This is a genomic window from Rhizobium sp. 01L419 (assembly GCF_056400025.1).
On the sequence record NZ_JBFTSM010000034.1, the window covers coordinates 1 to 19,413 of the forward strand.

Genomic DNA, 19,413 nt, shown 5'->3' on the forward strand with positions numbered 1-19,413 from the left:
GTCCTCCGTCAGGCGATCTATTGCTGCCGCAACTTCGGCACGGTCTCCATCGTCGGCGTCTATGGCGGCTTGCTTGACAAGATCCCGATGGGCTCGGCGATCAACCGCGGCCTGACTTTCAAGATGGCCCAGACACCGGTGCAGCGCTATCTGCCGCTGCTGATGGAGCGCATCCAGAAGGGCGAGATCGACCCATCCTTCATCATCACCCACCGCGCATCGCTGGAGGATGGCCCTGACCTCTATAAGACCTTTCGCGACAAACAGGACGGCTGCATCAAGGTTGTCCTCAAGCCATAGGGAGAAGCAAATGCGCTGCGCTGGATGGCTCTGATGTCATCATCGCGCCAACGTCACTCCCGCCGGGATCTTGGCCCATCAACATGCTAAAATGCCGGCCGGGCTCGCGTGTAAAGTGAGGCGTTTCCATCGCCAAGCAAGCAACGGAGATCAATGACATGAACGAGACCAACAAGGGTACGGAAACCAGGAGCCTGCGGATCGCCAAGGAATATCTGCGTCTCGGCGGACACCGCCGCTCCAAGATCGACGACAACATCACCACTGTACGCCAGTGGGAGAAGGATCCGCCCGAGGCCGAACGCTTCTGGCAAGAACAGGTGCAGTCGCTTTCTGCAGCTGACCGCAAGCAGGTCGAGGATTTTCTGCCCAGCATCAATTCGCCCTGAATGCTTGAAGCTGCAGATTCCATGCCCGACAACTGGATCCATCTCTGCATCGATATGCAGAGGATGTTCGCGGAGCAGACGCCCTGGCATGTGCCATGGATGGCGACGGCGTCGCCACAGATCGTTGAACTCTCGGGACGGTATGCAGAGCGAACGGTTTTCACACGTTTCGTTCCCCCGCCGAACGCTGATGCCATGCCCGGCATGTGGAGGAACTATTACGAAAAATGGCCAATGATGACCGGCGAACGATTGCCGTCGGAACTCATGGATATCGTGGCCGATCTGAGGCCCTTCGCACCGCCTGCCCGCTTCTTCGACAAGCGAACTTATTCTCCCTGGATCGACGGGCGGCTACATGAAACCCTTGCGCGGGAAAAGGTCGAAGCCATCGCCATTACCGGCGGCGAGACCGATATTTGCGTGCTCGCCGCAGCCCTTGGCGCAATCGATCTCGGCTATCGCGTCATTCTTTTGAAAGACGCCGTCTGCAGCAGCGCGGACGAAACCCATGACGCTACCCTCGAATTGCTGGGCGGCCGCTTTTCGGTGCAGGTGGAGATTACCGACACAGATGCATTCCTCTCCGGTCTCTGACCTGCCTCTATCCCTTCTCACTCCTTCGGAATGATGCTGATGTTGCCGCTCACTTCGAGAATTGCAAACCGGATATCTTTGACACTTGCGATGCCCTGCTGTGTTCTTGCGGCCTGCATCACATCGTCTCTCTGAAGTCTCGAACCCTTGAGGGCAGCCTCGTCATAAACGCCGTTGGTAACGAGGACGGTTGGAGCGCCGTCGATCAGTCTGGCCGTCCGGCGCGACCAGCGCTTCAGGTAGGAAAGCGCGATGTCGGTCGTAAACAGCGTCAGAATCAGTAGCACGGAATTGGTGATCGAGAAATCGTCGCCCAGCATGGCCTGCTGTGTCGTTTCCGAAATCACCAGCACGATGACGAGATCGAAGGGTGTCATCTGCGCCAGCGTGCGCCGGCCCGACAGCCTGATAATCACCAGCAGGGTGAAATAGATAGCGACACCGCGAATGACTGCGTCCATTGGCACCTCAAGGCAAGATGAGGACCGAACGTTCGATGACGTCCTGGTCTATACCGATGTGGAAGGAATGCAGCCCCGGCTTCTGCGTATGAAGCCTCAGGATCACCTGGCTCGTCGCGCCAGGATCGGCGGGAAAGACATAGCCGATACGGCCGTTCTCGTAATCTGCCGCTTTCTGCGGCGGGTCGATGCCTTCGACGGAGAAGATCGTCAGAAAGTCTGGATCGACAACGAGCCTGCGGTCCGAAGCCGACGGCGAAAAAAAGACGCGCAGTTCGTCGGGCGCATTCCAACGCGTGATGATCGGAAGCTCGAGGCTGCCGCCGGCAAGCTTCAATTCCTGCTGGGAGAGAAGCCCGCCGCGCCCAAGCGCTCCGAAAAGCGCGGCAACGAGAATGGCGGCAAAACCAAGCCACGCCCAACGCTGTGCACGCCAGACGCGCTGCTGGAAGCGAGTATGATCCTCGATACCTTCGGGAAGGCTGCTGCTCGTTTTCGGCATGTCAGTACCTGAACGAGCAGCCTTTCCGGCTGCTGTTGAATTGCCTCATGATGCCTCCGGCTCAGTCGCCATTCTGAGTTAGCGCGGCCGGTGCAGTCGGCAAGACGTTATGAACACAAGGAAAAGCTCCGGGCTTGCGGGCAGTTCAGGTCCAGCAGCTTGCGCTCAATAGGCCCTTCAAGTCTTGCGCCACCAGTCGCGGCTCTCGTCGGCGATCTCGATCCCCGCGATGTCGGCGCCGGCTAGCCAATCAGCAACCGTCCTCCCCCCGACCACCAGTTCGGGCGCGATATCCGCAAGCGGCATCAGCACGAAGCCCCGCTCCGTCATTCGTGGATGCGGCAGTTCCAGCCGCGGCGCATCCTGCTCGACGCCTTCATAGGTCAGTACATCAATATCGAGCGTGCGTGGCCCCCAGCGTTCGATGCGCTCGCGCTTCATGTCCCGCTCGATCGAGAGGCAGAGATCGAGCAGCGCTTCCGGAGCAAGGCGTGTTTCCACCGCCACGCAGGAGTTGAAGAAATAGGACTGGTCCGTCTTGCCCCAGGGCGGCGTGCGGTAAAGCCGCGAGACGGCGGCCACCCGGCAGTCCGCGTTGGCGTCCAGTACCGCAAGTGCTGACGCCATGGACTTGACCGGATCTCCGATATTGCCGCCGAGGCCGAGCGTTGCGAGACGGAATGGATTATCGTGCACGATGCTCAACGGTCACCTGCACGAAATCGAGCACGCCGGGGATCGGCGCATTCGGCTTGCGCACGGTGATCTTGGCCCTGATAATCTGCGGGAACTTCTTGCTGAGCCCCTTGGCGATATCGAGCGCCAGCGCCTCGATCAGGTAGCGCCGCTGGCCGACGACGATCCCCTCGATGATGGTGAAGGCGGTGCCGTAATGCACTGTCTCGTGTATGGAGTCGTTTTCGAGCGCGCTGCCCGCTTCCACCTCCAGTTCGGCATCCACGAAAAAGCGCTGGCCGAGGAACTCCTCCTCGTCATGCACGCCGTGGCGGGCGAAAAAGGCGCAGTTCTGCATCAGGATCGTATAGGTGCTCATGACGGCCTCCCCTAAAGCATGTCGTGCAAAAGTGTATAGCGGTTTGCGATGACGACATGCGAAACAAAGACTTAAAGCATGTCACGTAAAAGCGCGTAGCGGTCTTGCGATATCGACATGCGGAAACAAAGACTTAAAGCGTGGCAAGCGGATCTGAAGGATCGCGACACGCTTTGGAAGCGTCGTTCCGGGCGGCCAGCATAGCATCGGCCACGGCAAGCGCATCCCTGTTGATTGCGACATTGTGTACCCGGAAAACTGCCGCGCCTTGAATCCGCAGCAACGCGCTAGTCGCAGCCGTCGCCGCATCGCGCTCCGCCGGTTCGCGGCCGGTGACCGCGCCGAGGAAGCGCTTGCGCGAGGTGCCGGCAAGAAGCGGCAGGCCGAAGCGGTGCAGTTCTTCGAAACGTGCCATCAGTTCCAGATTTTCACGCGGCGTCTCCTTGGCAAAGCCGAAGCCCGGATCGAGCACGATACGGTCACGCAGGACGCCGGCGGCAGAGGCGATCTCCAGCGAGCGATCGAGAAAGAAGACCTGGTCCTCGATGATATCGTCAAGCTTCTGCCGGTCGCGGCCGGTATGCATGATGCAGAGCCCTGCCCCGGTCTCGGCCGACAGCGCGGCAATGGCCGGCTCCTTCTGCAGGCCGAAGACGTCGTTGACGATATGGGCGCCGGCACCGATGGCAAGCCGCGCCGTTTCCTCGCGATAGGTATCGATGGAAATCAGTGCGTCAGTACGGCGGCTGAGCGCCTCGATGACGGGCAAGACACGCGCCTGCTCCTCCGCCGGACTGACGGAAGCCGCATCCGGTCGCGTCGACTCGCCGCCGATGTCGAGGATCTCGGCGCCGTCTGCGATTGCCTGCAGCGCGTGCTCGACGGCCCTGTCGACCGTCTGGTAACGCCCGCCGTCGGAGAAGGAATCCGGCGTCACGTTGACGATCGCCATGATCACCGAGCGTTTGTGAAGCTCGATCTCGCGATCATGGGCCACACGCCAGAAACTGCTATCGAGCTGCTTCACCAGTCTAATCCCGTCGCTAGCCAAAAAAGCCGCTATCCGATATTGCTCTTGCGGTGGCTATGCCCCAAGCTCCGCCAAACTTCAACACAGGTTCAGTTCAGAATGCCGCTTGCGTTGCGTTATATGCGCCTTCCCATCGCCCTTTCCATGATTGCCTTTTTGCTCTGCGGCCCCGCGGCTGCCGAAGTCGTTGCAACGAAAAGCTATTCCTATTTCAACATCAAGGGAAAGACGGCCGACGAGCTGGACGATGAACTGAGCCGCCGCGGCCCGACGGCGAACGGCTCTTCCGCCCGCCATCCCGGTGCTACCAAGATCCGCTTCGGCGGTGAGGCAACCTATATCCAGGAAAATGGCCGCTGCCGCGTCGGCAACGTCAAGGTCACCGTCCACACACAGATCATCATGCCGCGTTGGGCCAACCGCAAAGGCGCAAGCCGCGAGCTGTCGATGATCTGGGATGCGTTATCGAGCGATATCAGGCGCCACGAGGAGCGCCATGCCGAGATCGCCCGAACCCAGGCGCGCGCCATGGAGCGCGAACTCAAGGCACTGCCTTGGCAGCGCAATTGCGAGGCGATGCAGGAACTCGTTTCGGAGAAGTCGGCTCGCGGAATAGAGGAGCATGACAAGCTGCAGGCCCGATTCGATCGCGTCGAGGCGGTCAATTTTCAGAATCGCATGCTGAGATTGCTCAACAACAGACTCAAGGGCAAAGGCGGCGAAAGATAAGCCCCTTTTGCCCTTAACACGAGCCGAGATCGTTAGCTGCACAATGAAACTTGTGCGAAACTTGTGCGCTTCCCAGCCTTTTATCGATCATTTTTCATTCTGGTGGACTCAACCGGAACGCGGTAATATGACTATATTCGAAAGTGCAGTAAGGCAGCTGGCTTTCGTGATTGTGTTCTCCTGGCGCGTTCCGAAGCCGCGGGTGTTCCTCCCTCATCCGTAGGTAATGCGCCCGCCTCGCCTCGCTCGCCTCTGGCGTGCGAGGCTTTCTTTTTGGCAAGAGTCCGACTTTTTCAGGAATATGAGAGTTTTTAAGCCTGCCGTTCCGGCACGTGCACGGTGAGGCCGTCATAGGCAGCCTTCATCCTGATCTGACAGGAAAGGCGTGAGGTCGGACGCACGTCAAAGGCGAAGTCCAGCATGTCCTCTTCCATCGCTTCCGGCGGACCGACAACCTCGGTCCACTGTTCGTCGACATAGACGTGACAGGTCGCACAGGCGCAGGCGCCGCCGCATTCGGCCTCGATGCCGGGAACGGAATTGCGGACAGCATTCTCCATCACGGTGGAACCTTGATCGACATCGAGATCGAAGCGCGTTCCGTCAAAGGCGACGATGGTAAGTTTGGGCATCAGGATTATTTCCGGTCTTTGTAGCAGGTGGGCGGATTTTTCTTCCGACAATTCGGCGCATCAGTCAACATTGCCGGATCGCCCGAGCCTCGCAGATTGGCCAGGACTGCGCCATTCTCTATGCGTCATGGGGGAAGTCGCAAAAAGACCCGCCGTTCCCTAATGGAACAGCGGGCCTAGGTTAGCCCCTACCTGCTCTGCCTTATCCGCGGCAGAGTTTCAGAATGAAATTTTCGGCGTCGACAATGGCCGCACCCAACGCAGCCATGGCGGTCGCGTCGCCATTGTTCTCTTCCACGGCTTCCGCAGACTGCGAAACCCGGAAGGCGCCGACGGAGCTTGCTGCACCCTTCAGGCGGTGTGCCGCTGCGCCCACCTTGGTTGCCTCGCCGCTTGCAATGTCCTGCAGGCAGGCGCGCGCCTGGCGCGCAAACATCTGGAGAACTTCGATTTCCACCGTCTTGTCGCCCATCGTCTGGCGCGCAAGATGGACAAGGTCGATCGGCCTGATCTTGGAGGGCGAAGGGCCCTTGGAATTATCAGGTGCTTCGAACGCAATACTCACTGCTGCCATTTGCCAATTCTCCGGTCTTATATCGCCCGCGGTTGCATCTGTTGTGCGGTCGGAGAATGGCGATCACGTTAAATTCCGGCGCATTCAGGGCGAAAATCTAACCGTATGGTTAACGTCCCTTAAATATCGCTAAAATATCGGCTTTTAGGCCCCGTCCAAAATTTAAAGGTGTTAACAACAGGTTAAGAGGGGTGGAAACGCAAGGGTTCATTAATTGTGTAGGCAGCCCAGATGTGTCACTACGATACTGTTGAGGCGGGCTCATGCCGCGCGCCTTTGCCGACAGAGTGGATAATGGTAGTGTTTTGATACCTTTCGTTTGAAAAATCGGCTATCTACTCTGAAATGACATGCTTATCCGTCCGTCCTGGATGGAAGGCTGGCACGGCAAAGGTTCTTTCCGGGCGAAGGCGGTGGCCCGGATGCGCTGCCGGTCTGGCCGGGAATTGCGAGGCATATCGGAATGGCGAATAACAAGTACAATGAATCGATAGAGGACAAGGCGTTCAAGGCATTGGACGAGGCGCTTCAGATCGATTTCGGCCAGGAGAACGTGCCGTCTCGCCGCGGTAACGCGCCCCACGCCCCGGAGGCTAATGTGACTGACCCATCCAATGCCCGTAATCAGTCCCAGGAAGAAGCACAACGCCGCCGAGGCCGCGCTGCCCGCACAGGCGACCAGCAGGCTCGGGCACCGGCCTTCGCCCCCGCTAATGATGCCAGCCGCAATTCACCCGCCTCGCTTCTGAAGTCACTGGAAAACGGCTCCAGCCGCCCTGCCCTGCGCATGGCCACTTTCATTTCCATCCTGTGGGTCATCATCGGCCTCGGGCTGATGTTCATGCTCTACGGGCCGCAGATCTCGCAGATCCGCTCGCTGACCGATCTTGCCGCTCTACCGGGCGTGATCGCCGGCGTCGTCGGCATCATCGTGCCTGTCATGATGTTCTATGCCTTCGCCATCATGATCGCGCGCGCCCAGGAAATGCGCAACGCCGCCCGCTCCATGGCTGAAGTTGCGCTACGCCTTTCCGAACCGGAAACCATCGCCTCCGAACGCATCATGACGGTCGGCCAGGCCGTGCGCCGCGAAGTCTCGGCGATGAACGAAGGCATCGAGCGCACCATTGCTCGGGCCTCCGAACTCGAAACGCTCGTGCATTCCGAAGTGAATGCGCTGGAACGTTCCTACGCGGATAACGAACTGCGCGTACGCGGCCTCGTCCACGAGCTCGGCTCCGAGCGCGAAGCGATCGTCAACCATGCCGATCGCATCCGTTCGTCCATCGCCGGCGTCCACGACCAGCTCAAGGAAGAGCTGTCGCTTGCGACAGAAGAGATCGCCATCCGCCTCGCGACCTCGGGCGAAGCCTTCGCCTCGCTGATCGATACGCGCGCTGCCGCGATCATGGAGAAGTCGGACAGCGCCATGCAGTCGCTCGGCACGCTTTTGGCCGCCAAGACCGATACGCTGCTCCATACGCTGACCGCGTCCGGCCTTGCTATCGGCAATGAATTCGACAACCGCCTCGACTCGCTGACCAACACGATCAACGAACATGGCGAGCGCCTGCTCACCCAGTTTGAGACGCGCGCCTCGACGATGGACGCGAGCACCGAGCGCCTGAACGCCGCGCTGCAGGAACGCACCCAGCAGCTCAACGAAATCCTGATCACCCGCACGCGCGATATCAATCAGAGCCTGACATCGGGCGAACGCACCATCGGCGGCACGCTCGACGACGTGCTCTCCAGGCTGAACGCCGCGCTCGACGAAAAGGGTGCAAGTTTCCGCCAGAGCCTGCAATCGACGGCCGACGATGCCGTCATGGATCTCGACGTGCGCTCCGGCTTCTTCGAGGAACGTCTGCAGACGACCGTTGCCCAGCTTTCGACCGCCTTCGACGAACGCGTTGCCGAATTCACCGATGCCTTCGACAAGCGCGCTGGCTCGCTCGACACCAAGCTCATCGAAAGCCTCACCCGCATCAACGAGACGCTGTCGGGCAACGCCGATTCTATCGATAACATCCTCAATTCCAATATCGATCGTCTCAGCATCTCCATGAGCGAGCAGTCGCTCACACTGGCGACCGCCTTTGCGACCGGCCAGGAAGTGCTGGAAAGCACCCTTGCCAGCCGTTCGGAAGAGATCACCTCGGCGCTGACGACCCGCACCGGCGAACTGGGTTCGGCGCTGAGCAACGCCACGTCGGAAATCTCGCTGGCGCTCGCAACCGGCACGTCCGAACTGCAGAACAACCTCGCCGCCCGGGCAATCGAATTCCGCGATACGCTGCAGACGACCACGACCGAAATCGCCACTGCCGTCGATAGCGGCACCGAAAAGGTCACCGGGGCATTCGGCGGTCGCGCCGAGGAGCTGAGCAGCGTTCTCGCCGCTCGTGCTGCCGAGATCACCGATGCGCTGAAGACTGCCCATACCGGCCTCGACAGCGTGATGGCGGAACGCGGCGGCGCGCTGATCGGCGCCCTTGCCGACCATCACACGCGCTTCGACGAAGCGCTCACGAGCCGTTCCGACGCCATCATCAATGTCGTGTCGGGCACGCATGACCGCCTCGCCGAGACGCTCGACGAGAAGGCGATGGCGCTGGCGATCTCGCTGAACGAGACGCAGTCGCGCATCGAGGACACGCTCTCGACCCATTCGGAATCGCTCATCAATGCCGTTTCCGGCACCAATGACCGCCTCGCCGAAACGCTGCAGCAAAACCAGGCCCGCATCGAGGATACTTTCGCGACCCGGTCCGAGTCCTTCTTCAATGCCATCTCCGGTACGCATGACCGCCTCTCCGATACACTGGATGAAAAGGCGATGGCGCTTGCCATCTCGCTGAACGAAGGCCAGGCCCGTATCGAGGATACGCTTGCGACGCGCTCGGAAGCCATCATCGATGCCGTCTCCGGCACGCATGAGCGTCTCTCCGAAACGCTCGACGAAAAGGCGATGGCGCTTGCCATCTCGCTGAATGAAGGTCAGGCCCGTATTGACGATACGCTTGCGACCCGCTCGGAGGCGCTGCTCAGCGCCGTTTCCAGCACGCATGACCGTCTCGCCGAGACGCTTGATGAAAGGGCGATGGCGCTCGGCATCTCGCTGAACGAGGTGCAGTCGCGCATCGAAGATACGCTCTCGACCCATTCGGACGCATTCATCAGCGCCGTTTCGGGCACCCATGATCGCCTCGCCGATACGCTCGACGAAAAGGCCATGGCGCTTGGCATTTCGCTGAACGAGACGCATTCGCGCATCGAGGATACGCTGTCGACCCGGTCGGAAGCGCTGATCAGCGCCGTCTCGGGCACGCATGACCGCCTCGCCGAAACCCTTGATGAAAAGGCGATGGCGCTTGCCATCTCGCTGAACGAAAGCCAGAGCCGCCTGGAAGACACGCTGACGGCGGGCGCCGACGCTCTCGTCAATGTGGCCACCGGCACGCATGACCGGATCGCCGCATCGCTCGGTGAAAGCCAGTTCCGCATCGAGGAAGCGCTCACCAGTCGCGCCGAATCCATCGTCCATGCCGTCACGAACAGCGCTGACCGCCTGTCCGATACACTTGACGAAAAGACCATGGCGCTCGCCATTTCACTCGATGACGGCCAGAGCCGCTTCGAATCCGCGCTCGAAAACCGCAGCAACGCCATCATGGACACCGTTGCCAGCGCCGAGGAGCGTGTTGCCGGCGCCTTTGCCGACCGCACGGAAGCGATCCGCGCTGCCTATACGGGCAATCAGGCGCGTCTGGAAACCGCGCTTGCCGAGCACACCTCCACCCTGTCGGAAGCCCTCGATGCCGGCAGCGCCCGCATGGAAGGCATCATCGGCGGCATGACGGGTCGCATCGAGGTTGGCATGACCGACGCCCAGCTGCGTATGGCCGCCCTAGCCAACGATGCCGCGAGCAACGTCGAAGGTGGCCTTGCCGCCGCCCATGAGCGCATTCGTGCCACGCTTGACGATCGCACCAACGCCATCAACCTGACCCTGAGCGAGGCCCATAACCTCATCAACGACACGCTCTCCGAACAGGCGACCTCGATCGGTACGTCGGTTGCGACGAGCATCGGCATGCTCGAAATGTCGCTGGAAGATCGCGAGGCCGCGATCCGCAATGCGATCGACAAGAGTGCACAGACACTTGAGGATCGCATGCGCGAGGGTGCCGGCCATATTGCCGGCCGCTTCCAGGAAGCCGCCAACACGATCTCGCGTTCGGCTGCAGATTTCTCCGGCCATCTCGACCATTCCGTCGACAATCTCACGGGCCGCTTCACCGAGACCGGCGCCCGCGTCGAAGCTGGCCTTGCCGCCATCGAGGCCCGCATTGCCGATGGCGTCGGCGGCGTGGCCGATAAGGTCGATGCTGCCGGCAGCCATCTCTCCGGCGTGCTCGAGGACGGCATTTCGCGCCTCGGCGCGCTTGGCGACGACACAACGCAGCGCATCGCCGCAACCCTCGGCAACAGCGCCGCAAACCTGACGCATGCGCTCGACAGCCGCACCGCCAGCCTGACCGAGGCCCTCGACAGCCGCGCCACCAGCTTGACGGAAGTCTTCGACGGCCGCAGCGCCAGCCTGACGGAAGCACTTGATGTCGGCAGCGCCAACCTGACCCAGGCCCTCGACAGCAGCAGCGCAAACCTCGCGCATGCTCTCGATAGCCACAGCGCCAATCTCACCCAGGCTCTGGACAACCGACGGGTGCATCTTGCCGAAACGCTCGACAGCGGCAGTGCAAACATGGCGCAGTCGATCGACGACCGCACCTCGGCGCTGAGCGACATGATGGATCGCGGCAACGAGCGTATCACCGAACGCTTGTCCACCATGGACCGCGCTCTGACCGTCGGTCTGGAGGCCGTCAACCGCACGATCGAAGGCAAGGCCGCCGGTCTGGCCGCAAGCCTGCGCAGCGCCGTTGCCGAAGCTGCCGAAGGCATGGATGGCGAAGCCACGAAGTCTTCCGAGCTGCTGAGCCGCACCGGCCAGCAGTTCGCCGAAGCCATGGACGAGCGCTCCTCGCAGATCGTCAACCGCGTCGCCGAGGCACAGAGCCGCCTCGCCGGCCAGGCTGCCGCCGTTGCTCAGACCTTCTCCGAGGCCGGCAATGTCATCGTCAACAAGGTGGCGGAAGCAGAAAGCATCGTCAGCACCCAGGTCAACGCCATCAATCACGCGCTCGCCGATGCCGGCCAGACGCTGGAAGCGCATGGCAACTCCATCCGCTCGACGCTGACGGATGCCGGCGGCCAGATCACCTCGAGCATGGCCGATGTGGACCGCGCGCTCGAAGCCCGCACCAGCATCATCCGCTCCAGCCTGGAGCAGCGTGCCCGCGAAATCGACACGACGCTCACCGATATCGACAAGGCGCTGGAAGCACGCGGCAACTCGATCCGCGCAACGCTCGACGAGCGCACCCGTGACCTCAACTCCATGCTGGCCGGCCGCTCCACCGAGCTGACGCGCATCCTGGACGAGACGGCCCGGCCGATCATCGACCGCTACACCGATGCCGGCCAGGAAGCTGCCGCCCGCATCACCGCCGCCGCAAGTCTCAGCGCCGACCGCCTGCGTGCAGAAAATGACGCTGTCACCCAGGCCATCACAGCGCGCGCCGAAAACGTCGCCAATGCCGTTGCCGCCATCGAGAACAGCCTGACGAGCAACGTCAACGGCCTCGTCCAGCGCATGTCGGAAAGCAGTGCGGCAATGGCTGTCATGATGACGCGCGCCGCAGACGAGCTGACCGGCGTCGACGGCCGTCTCAGCGACACGACCTCGCGCTTCACCGACTCCGCCGCCAAGGCCGCCGAAATGGTCTCCGCCTCCACCCGCCTTCTCGAAGGCAAGGTCGACCGCCTGTCGGATATATCCGGCCAGACGCTCGCCCAGGTCGGCAGCATTATCGGCCGCTTCGACGACCACTCGAAGGTTCTTGGCCAGGCATCGCATCTCCTTGCCGCAGCCCAGTCCGGTCTCGTCTCTACGCTGGAAGAGCGTGAAGGCGCTCTGCAGACCCTCGCAGCCGGGCTCGTGCAGCGTTCGGCCGAAATCGAAAAGACCATGCGCGGCCTCGGCGGCATGATCGAAACGGTCTTCGAACGCGCCGAGCAGCGCTCCAACCAGGTCACCGGCACGCTGCGCCAGAGCGTCCAAGCCTCCTTCGCCGATATCGGCCGGGTGCTCGCCGATACCGAAAAACGCGCCGAGGATGCCGCCTCCACCATGCGCGACGCGATCAACCGCGCCGGCGAGGAAGCCAATGCCACGATCGACACCAGCTTCGCCAATGTCGAGCGACGCTCCGGCGATCTTTCCAACCGCCTGCGCGGCGGCCTGACGGCTTCGCTGTCGGAAGTCGAACGCATGCTCGGCGAGGCAGGCCGCGCCTCCGACAATGCAGCACAAAGCCTGCGTGAATCGCTGCGTGATGCGATCGACGAGGCGGTCGGCCGCTTCTCGGGCGCCACCGAAGAGATCCGCCGCTCGGCAACCGATATCCGCAACGAACTCGATGCTACCCGCGCCGAACTGAAGCGCGGCGCCTTCGACCTGCCGGAAGAAGCCAAGGAAAGCGCGTCCGCCATGCGCCGCGCCGTCGCCGAGCAGATCAAGGCCCTGCAGGACATCTCGCAGATCGTCGGCCGCTCCAGTCAGCGCCTGGAGCTCTCCGAGCCGGTCGCCCGCACGCTGGCACATGCCGAGCCTGCTCCGCGTGTTGTCCAGCCGGTGATCCCGACCGCACCTGCCCCGCAGCCGGCACCAACGGCGCGCCAGTCGATCGAATCCATGGGTCTGCGTGGCACCATCACACCGACGCCGGCGGCAGCACCTGCGCCCGCTCCGGCCCCTGCTCCGCAGCGTCCGGTTGCCCAGGCCCCCCAGCCAGCTCCGACCCCGGCTCCGGTTCGCCAGGAAGCTCCGCGCACGGAACCCACTAGCGGCGGCTGGATCAGCGATCTTCTGCGTGGCGCCTCGCGTGACGAGACAGAGGAAGCACCGCGTGCCCCGGCCCGTCCGGCAGTGGAAGCCGCCGCTCCGGCCCCTGCTCCCACCCAGCGCGCCAATGACAGCCGCAACCCGCGCCATGTCGTTGAATCGCTGAATTCGCTCTCGGTCGATATCGCCCGCGCCATCGATCATGATGCCTCGGTTGACCTGTGGCGCCGCTACCAGCGCGGCGAGCGCGACGTCTTCACCCGTCGCCTCTACACGCTGAAAGGCCAGCAGACCTTCGACGAGATCAAGCGCAAGTATGACCGCGAACCGGAATTCCGCACCGCTGTCGATCGCTACATCGGCGATTTCGAAAAGCTGCTCGCCGATGTCGCCCGTACCGATCCGAACCGCACGGTAACGCAGTCCTACCTGACCTCTGACACCGGCAAGGTCTATACGATGCTTGCTCATGCGGCAGGTCGTCTGAGCTGAGTTGTCGGGCCGTAAAAGGCACGTCATGGGATAGTGAGACAAAAGGGGTCATCTGTGGATGGCCCTTTTTTATTGCCCCGGCTCCTTCATTCCGTCACAAACATTCCCGATCCGCATTCATCAGATTGGGTCGCCAGATCCGTCAGACCCTCGCCAAGCCACTTGCCAAGCCAGTAGCTTGCCACGACAGAGACAGTAGACATTGATGACCAAGACGACCTCCCGGCTGATGGCCGCCGCCTTCTCGTCCGTATTTCTTCTGGGCGCGTTCATTCAGGCCGAAGCCGGCCAGGCAAGCTTCCTCGTGGATGCTCAGACCGGCCAGGTTCTGGAGGCGTCCAATCAGGATGATCTGAACTATCCGGCGTCGCTCACCAAGATGATGACGCTCTACCTCACCTTCCAGGCGCTGCACGACAAACGCCTGACTTGGGACCAGAAGCTCACCATGTCGGAAAATGCCGAGAGCAAGGAGCCCTTCAAGCTCGCTGTCGGCGCCGGCCGCAAGGTCACCGTCAAGGAGGCCGTCGAAGGCATCGTGGTCCTGTCGGCCAATGATGCCGCTGTGGCGCTTGCCGAACAGCTCGGCGGCTCCGAACAGGCCTTCGGTACTCTCATGACGGACAAGGCCCGCCAGCTCGGCATGAAGGACACCGTCTTCAAGAATCCGTCGGGCCTGCCGGATCCGGAGCAGGTCACCACGGCCCGCGACATGGCCACACTCGGCGTTTCGCTGATGCGTGATTTCCCCGAGGAGTTCAAGCTCTTCTCCATGCGCGGCTTCCAGTTCCGCGGCATGAAGCTGCGCGGCCACAACAATCTCATGTACCGCTATAGCGGTATCGATGGCATCAAGACCGGCTTCACGGATGCTTCGGGCTACAATGTCGTAACGTCAGCGGCAAAGGACGGGCGCCGCGTCGTTGGCGTCGTCATGGGCGAAAAGACCGCCAGCCTGCGCGACGACAAGATGGCCGGCCTGCTCGACAGCTACCTGCCGTCCGCTTCGACCGCCACGGCCTCGGCAACGGGCGGCACGCCGACGATGACGGATGCTCAGCCAACGAAATGAGGCGACGAGCGCAAGCTCTCTGGTGTTTGATTGTTCGCCGATGGACGTTCAATGTCAGTGGATCACTGCAATCGGTCGTTTCGGGAAAGAAATCGTTGCTGTTCTTTCTGGAGTTCGTTCTTCGGAATGCAGCCGCGCAACCACCCATAGTTCATGGCGGAGCCAGAAAACGCCGCCGTGCTCGATTCCGGGCTACCTCTTCGTACCGTCCATTGAAGAAGCGAACCTGGCAGAATACCGGTTTTTTGGCAGCCAAATCGCACGCATTCGAATTGGATCGATTTGTCTGCTGGGGTGCAGCTGAAGCCGAGAGCGCGGAGTTTCGTGGCCATCGTGGCCTCTTTTCCGTTTACTTCCGAAACAAGCCTTTCGACAAACGCCTTATACTCGTTCATGGCAAGAGGCGGTGAAGCGGATGTATTGCTCGTAGCATCCTGGGCTTGCACACCGCTCCAGCCTTCAAGGAAGGCCAGGAGCGCAAAAGCCACATTGCGCGTTATTCCAAGCTGCGATCGACGAGCCAAAACCCCACCTCCGGCTCCCGCCTATTAGATTGACTTCAGCGTCCAGCCAACAATCTGGTCGGTGACCGATGTAAAGGCACGGCCCAATCCCTTGACGAAGCCCACGTTGTCGCCGCCGGCCGGAGCAGTGGCCCGGAAGACCTGCTGGGCACGCACTGTGCCGTTTCGATCGTTGAGGATCTTGGCGGAAATCTCCACCACGGCCTTGTTGCCAGACGCTGCGTCGATCTCGAAGGAGCGGATGTCGGTGACGACCTGATAATCGATCGCCAGTCCCTGCCCCGGCTTTCCGACGCCGCCGAGCTTGCCGGAATTCTCGAAGGCCTGGACGAGCTTCGACTGCACCATGCGCGGCAGCGTGTCGCTCCATTGGGCGCGCGACAGATACTGGATTTCGGAGGGCGAAACGCGGATGACGATCTGGTCGCTGTTCAGCGCCTTCAACGCCGTCGGATCGGCAATCAGGATCTGCCGGGTCTTGGCCGATGGACCGGTACCATCCACAGTGGCTGCAGAGAGATCAAAGGTGTCGTTCTTCGCCGCCGTCCCGCAGCCTGCCAGAAGCGCTGCCGTCAGCGGCAAAATAATCGCCGTCCCACGGATCCAGGAACGGCGCGACATCGAATGCGATAAACCCATATTACGCTACCTCTGAATTCCGTTTAGCGCCGCGTGCGCCCGTCATATTGTTTAACCGTCGGTCCGCCGAAAATGATCCGCTGCGGGTTCTGGTCGAAATTGGTGATGGCGTTGTTGAGGTTGTTCGCGGTCCCGCGCAACTCGTTGATCAGCGTCTCGACATCACGCAATCCGCTGCCCGAGAACTTCTGCAGATTGTCGGCGATCGGCCCGATGCGGGCATTGACGTTGTCGGCGACCTTCTTGAACGATTCCAGCGTGGCGCGCGCCTCGGTGAAGAGCGAATTCGTATTGTCGGAGCCCAGCAGCGCATCGACCTTGATGAGGATACCGTCGACGCGGGTCGAAGCAGAGTTCAGCTTGTTCGCCATCTGCTGGACGTCCTGGATCGTCTGGTCGATATCCTTGCGGCGGTCCGACACGGTGTTGGTCACGTCGCGGATCGAGGCAACGGCGGCGCGCGCATCCTTTGTTGCCTGGGCAATATCGTCGACAGAACCCTTGACCTTGTTGGTGTCGATGGCGGCGACCAGCGTATCGACACGATCGAGCGTCACCTGCGCCTTCTTGCCGAATTCGTTATAGGTCGTGACCGTCTGATCGAATTTGGCGACCAGGCCCTTAAGATCGCCCGAGGCGTCGGCCACGTCGCGGCTCACCTTCTCGGCATTGGCCAGGATCGTGTTGATCTTCTTCGCATCGACGGCCTTCACCAAATCCTCGACGGCAGCAAGTGTCGAATCCACACGGCCTGAAACGTTCCGAACGGTGTTGGAGAGATCGCCGACACTCTGCAGGAAGCTGTCGATATTGCCGGAATTCTTGGCGAGCGCATCCGAGAAGGTCTCGGCATTCTGCAAGGTCTTGGTCAGCGGCCCGCGCGCATCGCGCACGAAGCCTTGCACGTCACCGACGGCATCATTGGCGCGGTCGAGGATCTTGTCGGCCGTTGCCAAGAGGTTGGTCACGCTCGACTGGTCGGCGACGATGACCGCGCGCTTGCCGCTTTCCAGCGCCTGCTGGAGAATGTTCTTGTCTTCCTTGCGGCCGCCCGACAGCTCGATATAGGCCGCACCCGTCAGGCCCTGGATTTCAAGGGCCGCCTTGGTGGAGGGATAGATCGGCGCATCCGAGCGCACCTCGGTGAAAGCCAGCGAATATTGCGGATCGTCGGCATCGATGGACAGCGTCTGCACCGAACCGACCTGGATACCGTTGAATCGAACAGGCGAACCGACACTCAAACCGTTGGCAGAGCCCGGAATGCGCACGATCAGCTCGGCCATCGGACCGCTGCGGCCATATTCGGCCATCCAGTAGACGAAACCGAATGCGGCTGCGATCACCAAGACGGTGAAAAAACCGACGATCGTGTAATTGGCTTTGGTTTCCATCGTCTCCGGTCACTTCCCGCTGTCATGCTGCGCCCGGGCCGCCGGCGCGTCGTCCTGCGGCACGATCGAACGCGCGCGCTTGCCCTTGAAGTAGGCCTGAACCCACGGATCGTCGTAGGCCAGCATGTCGTCGATCGTTCCTTCCACCATTACCCGCTTCTTTCCAAGCACGGCAATACGGTCGCAGACCGAAAACAGGCTGTCGAGGTCGTGGGTCACCATATAGACGGTTAACCCCAGGCTATCGCGCAGATTGGCGATCAGTTCATCGAATTCCGCAGCACCGATGGGATCGAGGCCCGATGTCGGCTCATCGAGGAAGACGAGTTCGGGGTCGAGTGCCAGGGCACGGGCGAGCGCCGCGCGCTTGATCATGCCGCCCGAAAGCTCGGAAGGATATTTGTCGGCAGCGTCGGCGGCGAGCCCCACCATGCGGATCTTCAGATGCGCCAGTTCATCCATCAGCGTAACAGGCAGATCCAGATATTCGCGCATCGGTACCTGGATATTCTCCTTCACCGTCAGCGACGAGAAGAGCGCGCCCTGCTGGAACAGCACGCCGAGCCGCATGTCGAGCGCATTGCGCTCCGGTTCGTCCAGTTCGTCGAAATCCTGGCCGAGGATCTTGATGGTGCCGGAACGGCGCGGCAGCAGGCGGAGTACCGTGCGCATCAGCACCGATTTGCCAGTGCCCGAAGCGCCGACGAAGCCGAGGATTTCACCGCGGTAGATATCGAGGTTGAGCTTGTCGAGAACCACTTTAGGCCCAAAACCGACCGTGACGTCGCGCGCCGACAGCACGACATCGCGTTCCGCTTTCCCGGCCTCGTTTCTGGTCGTTTCGATTGGTTGCTGATCCACGCCGCCCGCCATGTCAGAAATCAATCGCTGCATAGAACATCGCAAAAAGTCCGTCCATCAGGATGACGACGAAAATCGCCTTCACGACGGCGGCCGTCACATGCTGGCCAAGCGATTCGGCACTGCCGCCAACCTTCAGGCCCTCGACGGCTGCGACGATGCCGATGACCAGCGCCATGAAGGGCGCCTTGATCATGCCGGCCAATATGGTCGAAAGCGTCACGGCCTCATGCAGGCGCGACAGGAAGGTGGCAAACGTAATGCCCGAATAAAGATAGGCGACTGCAGCCGCTCCCCCGAGCGAGGCGAAGTTGGCAATCACCGTCAGCAGCGGTAGAGCGACTGTCAGCGCCACCAGCCGCGGGAAGATCAGCACGCCGATCGGGTTGAGGCCCATCACCTTCAGCGCGTCGACTTCCTCGCGCATCTTCATGGAGCCGATTTCGGCGGTGATGGCGCTGCCCGAGCGGCCGGCGATCATGATGGCGGTCAGAAGTACGCCGATTTCACGCAGCTGAAGAATGCCGACGAGATCGACGACGAAGATCTCCGCGCCGAAATAACGAAGCTGGAAGGCGCCCTGCTGCGCGATGATCGCGCCGATCAGGAAGGACATCAGCAGGATGATCGGAACGGCGCGCACGCCCATATGGTCGATCTGGTTGACGATCGAGGCCGGCGAAACGCCGCTGCCGCGACCGAACTTCATCTGCGCGCCGCGCACCGCCGATCCCAGGATATACATGGCGGCCGCCACATTGTCCCAGACATCGAGCGTCATCCGGCCGATCGGCGCGAAGATGAGCTGGGCGATCGAGAGCTTCTCCTTCTGCTCCGGCTCCTGCTTTTCAGGATCCTTGGAGAAGGTGGTGATCAGCTCGTCTATATGCTCGTTCGTGCCCTCGAAACGAACCGCGCGGCCCGCCGCTTCCTGCTGTTTCTTTAGCCGGCAAAGTAACCAGATGCCGGCCGTGTCGATATCGGTGACACTGGAAAGATCGAGCGTCAGGTCACCGCTGTTGCTGCGTGCCAGTTTCTCGAAATCCTGCAGGACGAGGTGGATGTTGGCGCTGCGCCAATTGCCTTCAAGATGCACATGCTGCCCCGAGCCCTCGGCTCGGTCGTCCACATGCAGCGAGGCGGCGTTGCGTTTCTCGGACTTCAAATGACTTGTGTCTTTCAATGCTTGCAGC

16 protein-coding genes and 2 pseudogenes are annotated in these 19,413 nt (G+C 61.4%); 6 read left to right on the top strand and 12 right to left on the bottom strand.

The genetic code is table 11. The features are described 5' to 3' along the window. The 3 genes and pseudogenes from AC1DUP_RS35360 to AC1DUP_RS35370 form a co-directional block, all read left to right on the top strand. Positions 1 to 300 (top strand): annotated as a pseudogene (locus AC1DUP_RS35360) (glutathione-dependent formaldehyde dehydrogenase); the annotation flags it as partial. A gap of 173 nt (positions 301 to 473) precedes the next feature. Beyond that, positions 474 to 689: pseudogene (locus AC1DUP_RS35365) on the top strand (hypothetical protein); the annotation flags it as partial. A 21-nt stretch (positions 690 to 710) separates the two neighbouring features. Next, a complete protein-coding gene (locus AC1DUP_RS35370; RefSeq protein WP_477837123.1) occupies positions 711 to 1,286 on the top strand; it encodes a cysteine hydrolase family protein in 576 nt (191 codons plus the stop codon). A gap of 17 nt (positions 1,287 to 1,303) precedes the next feature. Here the strand turns inward: AC1DUP_RS35370 and AC1DUP_RS35375 are convergent, their stop codons facing one another. From AC1DUP_RS35375 to folP, 5 genes are all read right to left on the bottom strand, one after another. Beyond that, positions 1,304 to 1,747 carry a DUF421 domain-containing protein gene (locus AC1DUP_RS35375; RefSeq protein ID WP_113301133.1) on the bottom strand — a complete coding sequence of 148 codons (444 nt, stop codon included), beginning with the start codon at positions 1,745 to 1,747 and terminating at the stop codon, positions 1,304 to 1,306. 7 nt (positions 1,748 to 1,754) lie between these two features. Next, the gene (locus AC1DUP_RS35380) at positions 1,755 to 2,249 is read right to left on the bottom strand and encodes a hypothetical protein (protein ID WP_113312276.1); all 495 of its coding nucleotides are present in this window, start codon (positions 2,247 to 2,249) and stop codon (positions 1,755 to 1,757) included. 177 nt (positions 2,250 to 2,426) lie between these two features. After that, positions 2,427 to 2,954 (bottom strand): 2-amino-4-hydroxy-6-hydroxymethyldihydropteridine diphosphokinase, encoded by a 528-nt coding sequence (gene folK / locus AC1DUP_RS35385; protein WP_477837126.1) that lies wholly within the window; start codon positions 2,952 to 2,954, stop codon positions 2,427 to 2,429. Beyond that, positions 2,935 to 3,303: a dihydroneopterin aldolase gene (gene folB, locus AC1DUP_RS35390; protein ID WP_477837128.1), complete on the bottom strand. Its 369-nt coding sequence runs from the start codon at positions 3,301 to 3,303 to the stop codon at positions 2,935 to 2,937. Before folB ends, folK begins: the two co-directional genes overlap by 20 nt. 133 nt (positions 3,304 to 3,436) lie before the next feature. Further along, positions 3,437 to 4,330, bottom strand: a complete 894-nt coding sequence (gene folP / locus AC1DUP_RS35395) for a dihydropteroate synthase (RefSeq protein ID WP_477837130.1) — start codon at positions 4,328 to 4,330, stop codon at positions 3,437 to 3,439. Between the two features lie 102 nt (positions 4,331 to 4,432). On the opposite strand from folP, the gene AC1DUP_RS35400 reads away from it, so the two are divergent. After that, positions 4,433 to 5,062: a DUF922 domain-containing protein gene (locus AC1DUP_RS35400; RefSeq protein ID WP_113301128.1), complete on the top strand. Its 630-nt coding sequence runs from the start codon at positions 4,433 to 4,435 to the stop codon at positions 5,060 to 5,062. A 311-nt stretch (positions 5,063 to 5,373) separates the two neighbouring features. Here the strand turns inward: AC1DUP_RS35400 and AC1DUP_RS35405 are convergent, their stop codons facing one another. Together AC1DUP_RS35405 and AC1DUP_RS35410 are read right to left on the bottom strand one after the other, a co-directional pair. Next, the gene (locus AC1DUP_RS35405; protein ID WP_112547779.1) at positions 5,374 to 5,694 is read right to left on the bottom strand and encodes a 2Fe-2S iron-sulfur cluster-binding protein; all 321 of its coding nucleotides are present in this window, start codon (positions 5,692 to 5,694) and stop codon (positions 5,374 to 5,376) included. A gap of 202 nt (positions 5,695 to 5,896) precedes the next feature. Beyond that, complete coding sequence (locus AC1DUP_RS35410; protein WP_113301127.1) at positions 5,897 to 6,268, bottom strand: Hpt domain-containing protein; 372 nt, start codon at positions 6,266 to 6,268, stop codon at positions 5,897 to 5,899. Positions 6,269 to 6,731: 463 nt separating this feature from the next. Here AC1DUP_RS35410 and AC1DUP_RS35415 point away from each other — a divergent pair, with 463 nt between their 5' ends. Next, a complete protein-coding gene (locus AC1DUP_RS35415; protein WP_477837133.1) occupies positions 6,732 to 13,730 on the top strand; it encodes an apolipoprotein A-IV repeat region-like domain-containing protein in 6,999 nt (2,332 codons plus the stop codon). A 205-nt stretch (positions 13,731 to 13,935) separates the two neighbouring features. Beyond that, on the top strand, positions 13,936 to 14,802 hold the full coding sequence (locus tag AC1DUP_RS35420; RefSeq protein ID WP_477837135.1) for a D-alanyl-D-alanine carboxypeptidase family protein: 867 nt from the start codon (positions 13,936 to 13,938) through the stop codon (positions 14,800 to 14,802). A 62-nt stretch (positions 14,803 to 14,864) separates the two neighbouring features. On the opposite strand, the gene AC1DUP_RS35425 is transcribed toward AC1DUP_RS35420, so the two are convergent. Genes AC1DUP_RS35425 through AC1DUP_RS35445 form a run of 5 tightly spaced genes read right to left on the bottom strand, consistent with a single transcriptional unit; the run spans position 14,865 to position 19,403 of the window. Next, positions 14,865 to 15,326, bottom strand: coding sequence for a hypothetical protein (locus tag AC1DUP_RS35425; RefSeq protein WP_477837136.1), 462 nt, complete (start codon positions 15,324 to 15,326; stop codon positions 14,865 to 14,867). 24 nt (positions 15,327 to 15,350) lie between these two features. Beyond that, the gene (locus tag AC1DUP_RS35430; RefSeq protein WP_113312146.1) at positions 15,351 to 15,965 is read right to left on the bottom strand and encodes an ABC-type transport auxiliary lipoprotein family protein; all 615 of its coding nucleotides are present in this window, start codon (positions 15,963 to 15,965) and stop codon (positions 15,351 to 15,353) included. Positions 15,966 to 15,988: 23 nt separating this feature from the next. Further along, positions 15,989 to 17,359 (bottom strand): MlaD family protein, encoded by a 1,371-nt coding sequence (locus AC1DUP_RS35435; RefSeq protein WP_115034986.1) that lies wholly within the window; start codon positions 17,357 to 17,359, stop codon positions 15,989 to 15,991. Between the two features lie 9 nt (positions 17,360 to 17,368). Beyond that, on the bottom strand, positions 17,369 to 18,232 hold the full coding sequence (locus tag AC1DUP_RS35440; protein ID WP_113301122.1) for an ABC transporter ATP-binding protein: 864 nt from the start codon (positions 18,230 to 18,232) through the stop codon (positions 17,369 to 17,371). 1 nt (position 18,233) lies between these two features. Next, positions 18,234 to 19,403, bottom strand: a complete 1,170-nt coding sequence (locus tag AC1DUP_RS35445; RefSeq protein ID WP_477837137.1) for an MlaE family lipid ABC transporter permease subunit — start codon at positions 19,401 to 19,403, stop codon at positions 18,234 to 18,236. Between the last annotated feature and the right edge of the window lie 10 nt (positions 19,404 to 19,413).

Excerpts from the sequence above, each read along its gene's own strand:
- AC1DUP_RS35370 (WP_477837123.1), top strand. The coding sequence starts at position 711 with ATGCCCGACAACTGGATCCATCTCTGCATCGATATGCAGAGGATGTTC.
- AC1DUP_RS35435 (WP_115034986.1), bottom strand. The coding sequence starts at position 17,359 with ATGGAAACCAAAGCCAATTACACGATCGTCGGTTTTTTCACCGTCTTG.
- AC1DUP_RS35375 (WP_113301133.1), bottom strand. The coding sequence starts at position 1,747 with ATGGACGCAGTCATTCGCGGTGTCGCTATCTATTTCACCCTGCTGGTG.
- folB (WP_477837128.1), bottom strand. The coding sequence starts at position 3,303 with ATGAGCACCTATACGATCCTGATGCAGAACTGCGCCTTTTTCGCCCGC.
- AC1DUP_RS35405 (WP_112547779.1), bottom strand. The coding sequence starts at position 5,694 with ATGCCCAAACTTACCATCGTCGCCTTTGACGGAACGCGCTTCGATCTC.
- AC1DUP_RS35410 (WP_113301127.1), bottom strand. The coding sequence starts at position 6,268 with ATGGCAGCAGTGAGTATTGCGTTCGAAGCACCTGATAATTCCAAGGGC.
- AC1DUP_RS35400 (WP_113301128.1), top strand. The coding sequence starts at position 4,433 with ATGCCGCTTGCGTTGCGTTATATGCGCCTTCCCATCGCCCTTTCCATG.
- AC1DUP_RS35380 (WP_113312276.1), bottom strand. The coding sequence starts at position 2,249 with ATGCCGAAAACGAGCAGCAGCCTTCCCGAAGGTATCGAGGATCATACT.
- AC1DUP_RS35415 (WP_477837133.1), top strand. The coding sequence starts at position 6,732 with ATGGCGAATAACAAGTACAATGAATCGATAGAGGACAAGGCGTTCAAG.
- AC1DUP_RS35420 (WP_477837135.1), top strand. The coding sequence starts at position 13,936 with ATGACCAAGACGACCTCCCGGCTGATGGCCGCCGCCTTCTCGTCCGTA.
- AC1DUP_RS35430 (WP_113312146.1), bottom strand. The coding sequence starts at position 15,965 with ATGGGTTTATCGCATTCGATGTCGCGCCGTTCCTGGATCCGTGGGACG.
- AC1DUP_RS35440 (WP_113301122.1), bottom strand. The coding sequence starts at position 18,232 with ATGGCGGGCGGCGTGGATCAGCAACCAATCGAAACGACCAGAAACGAG.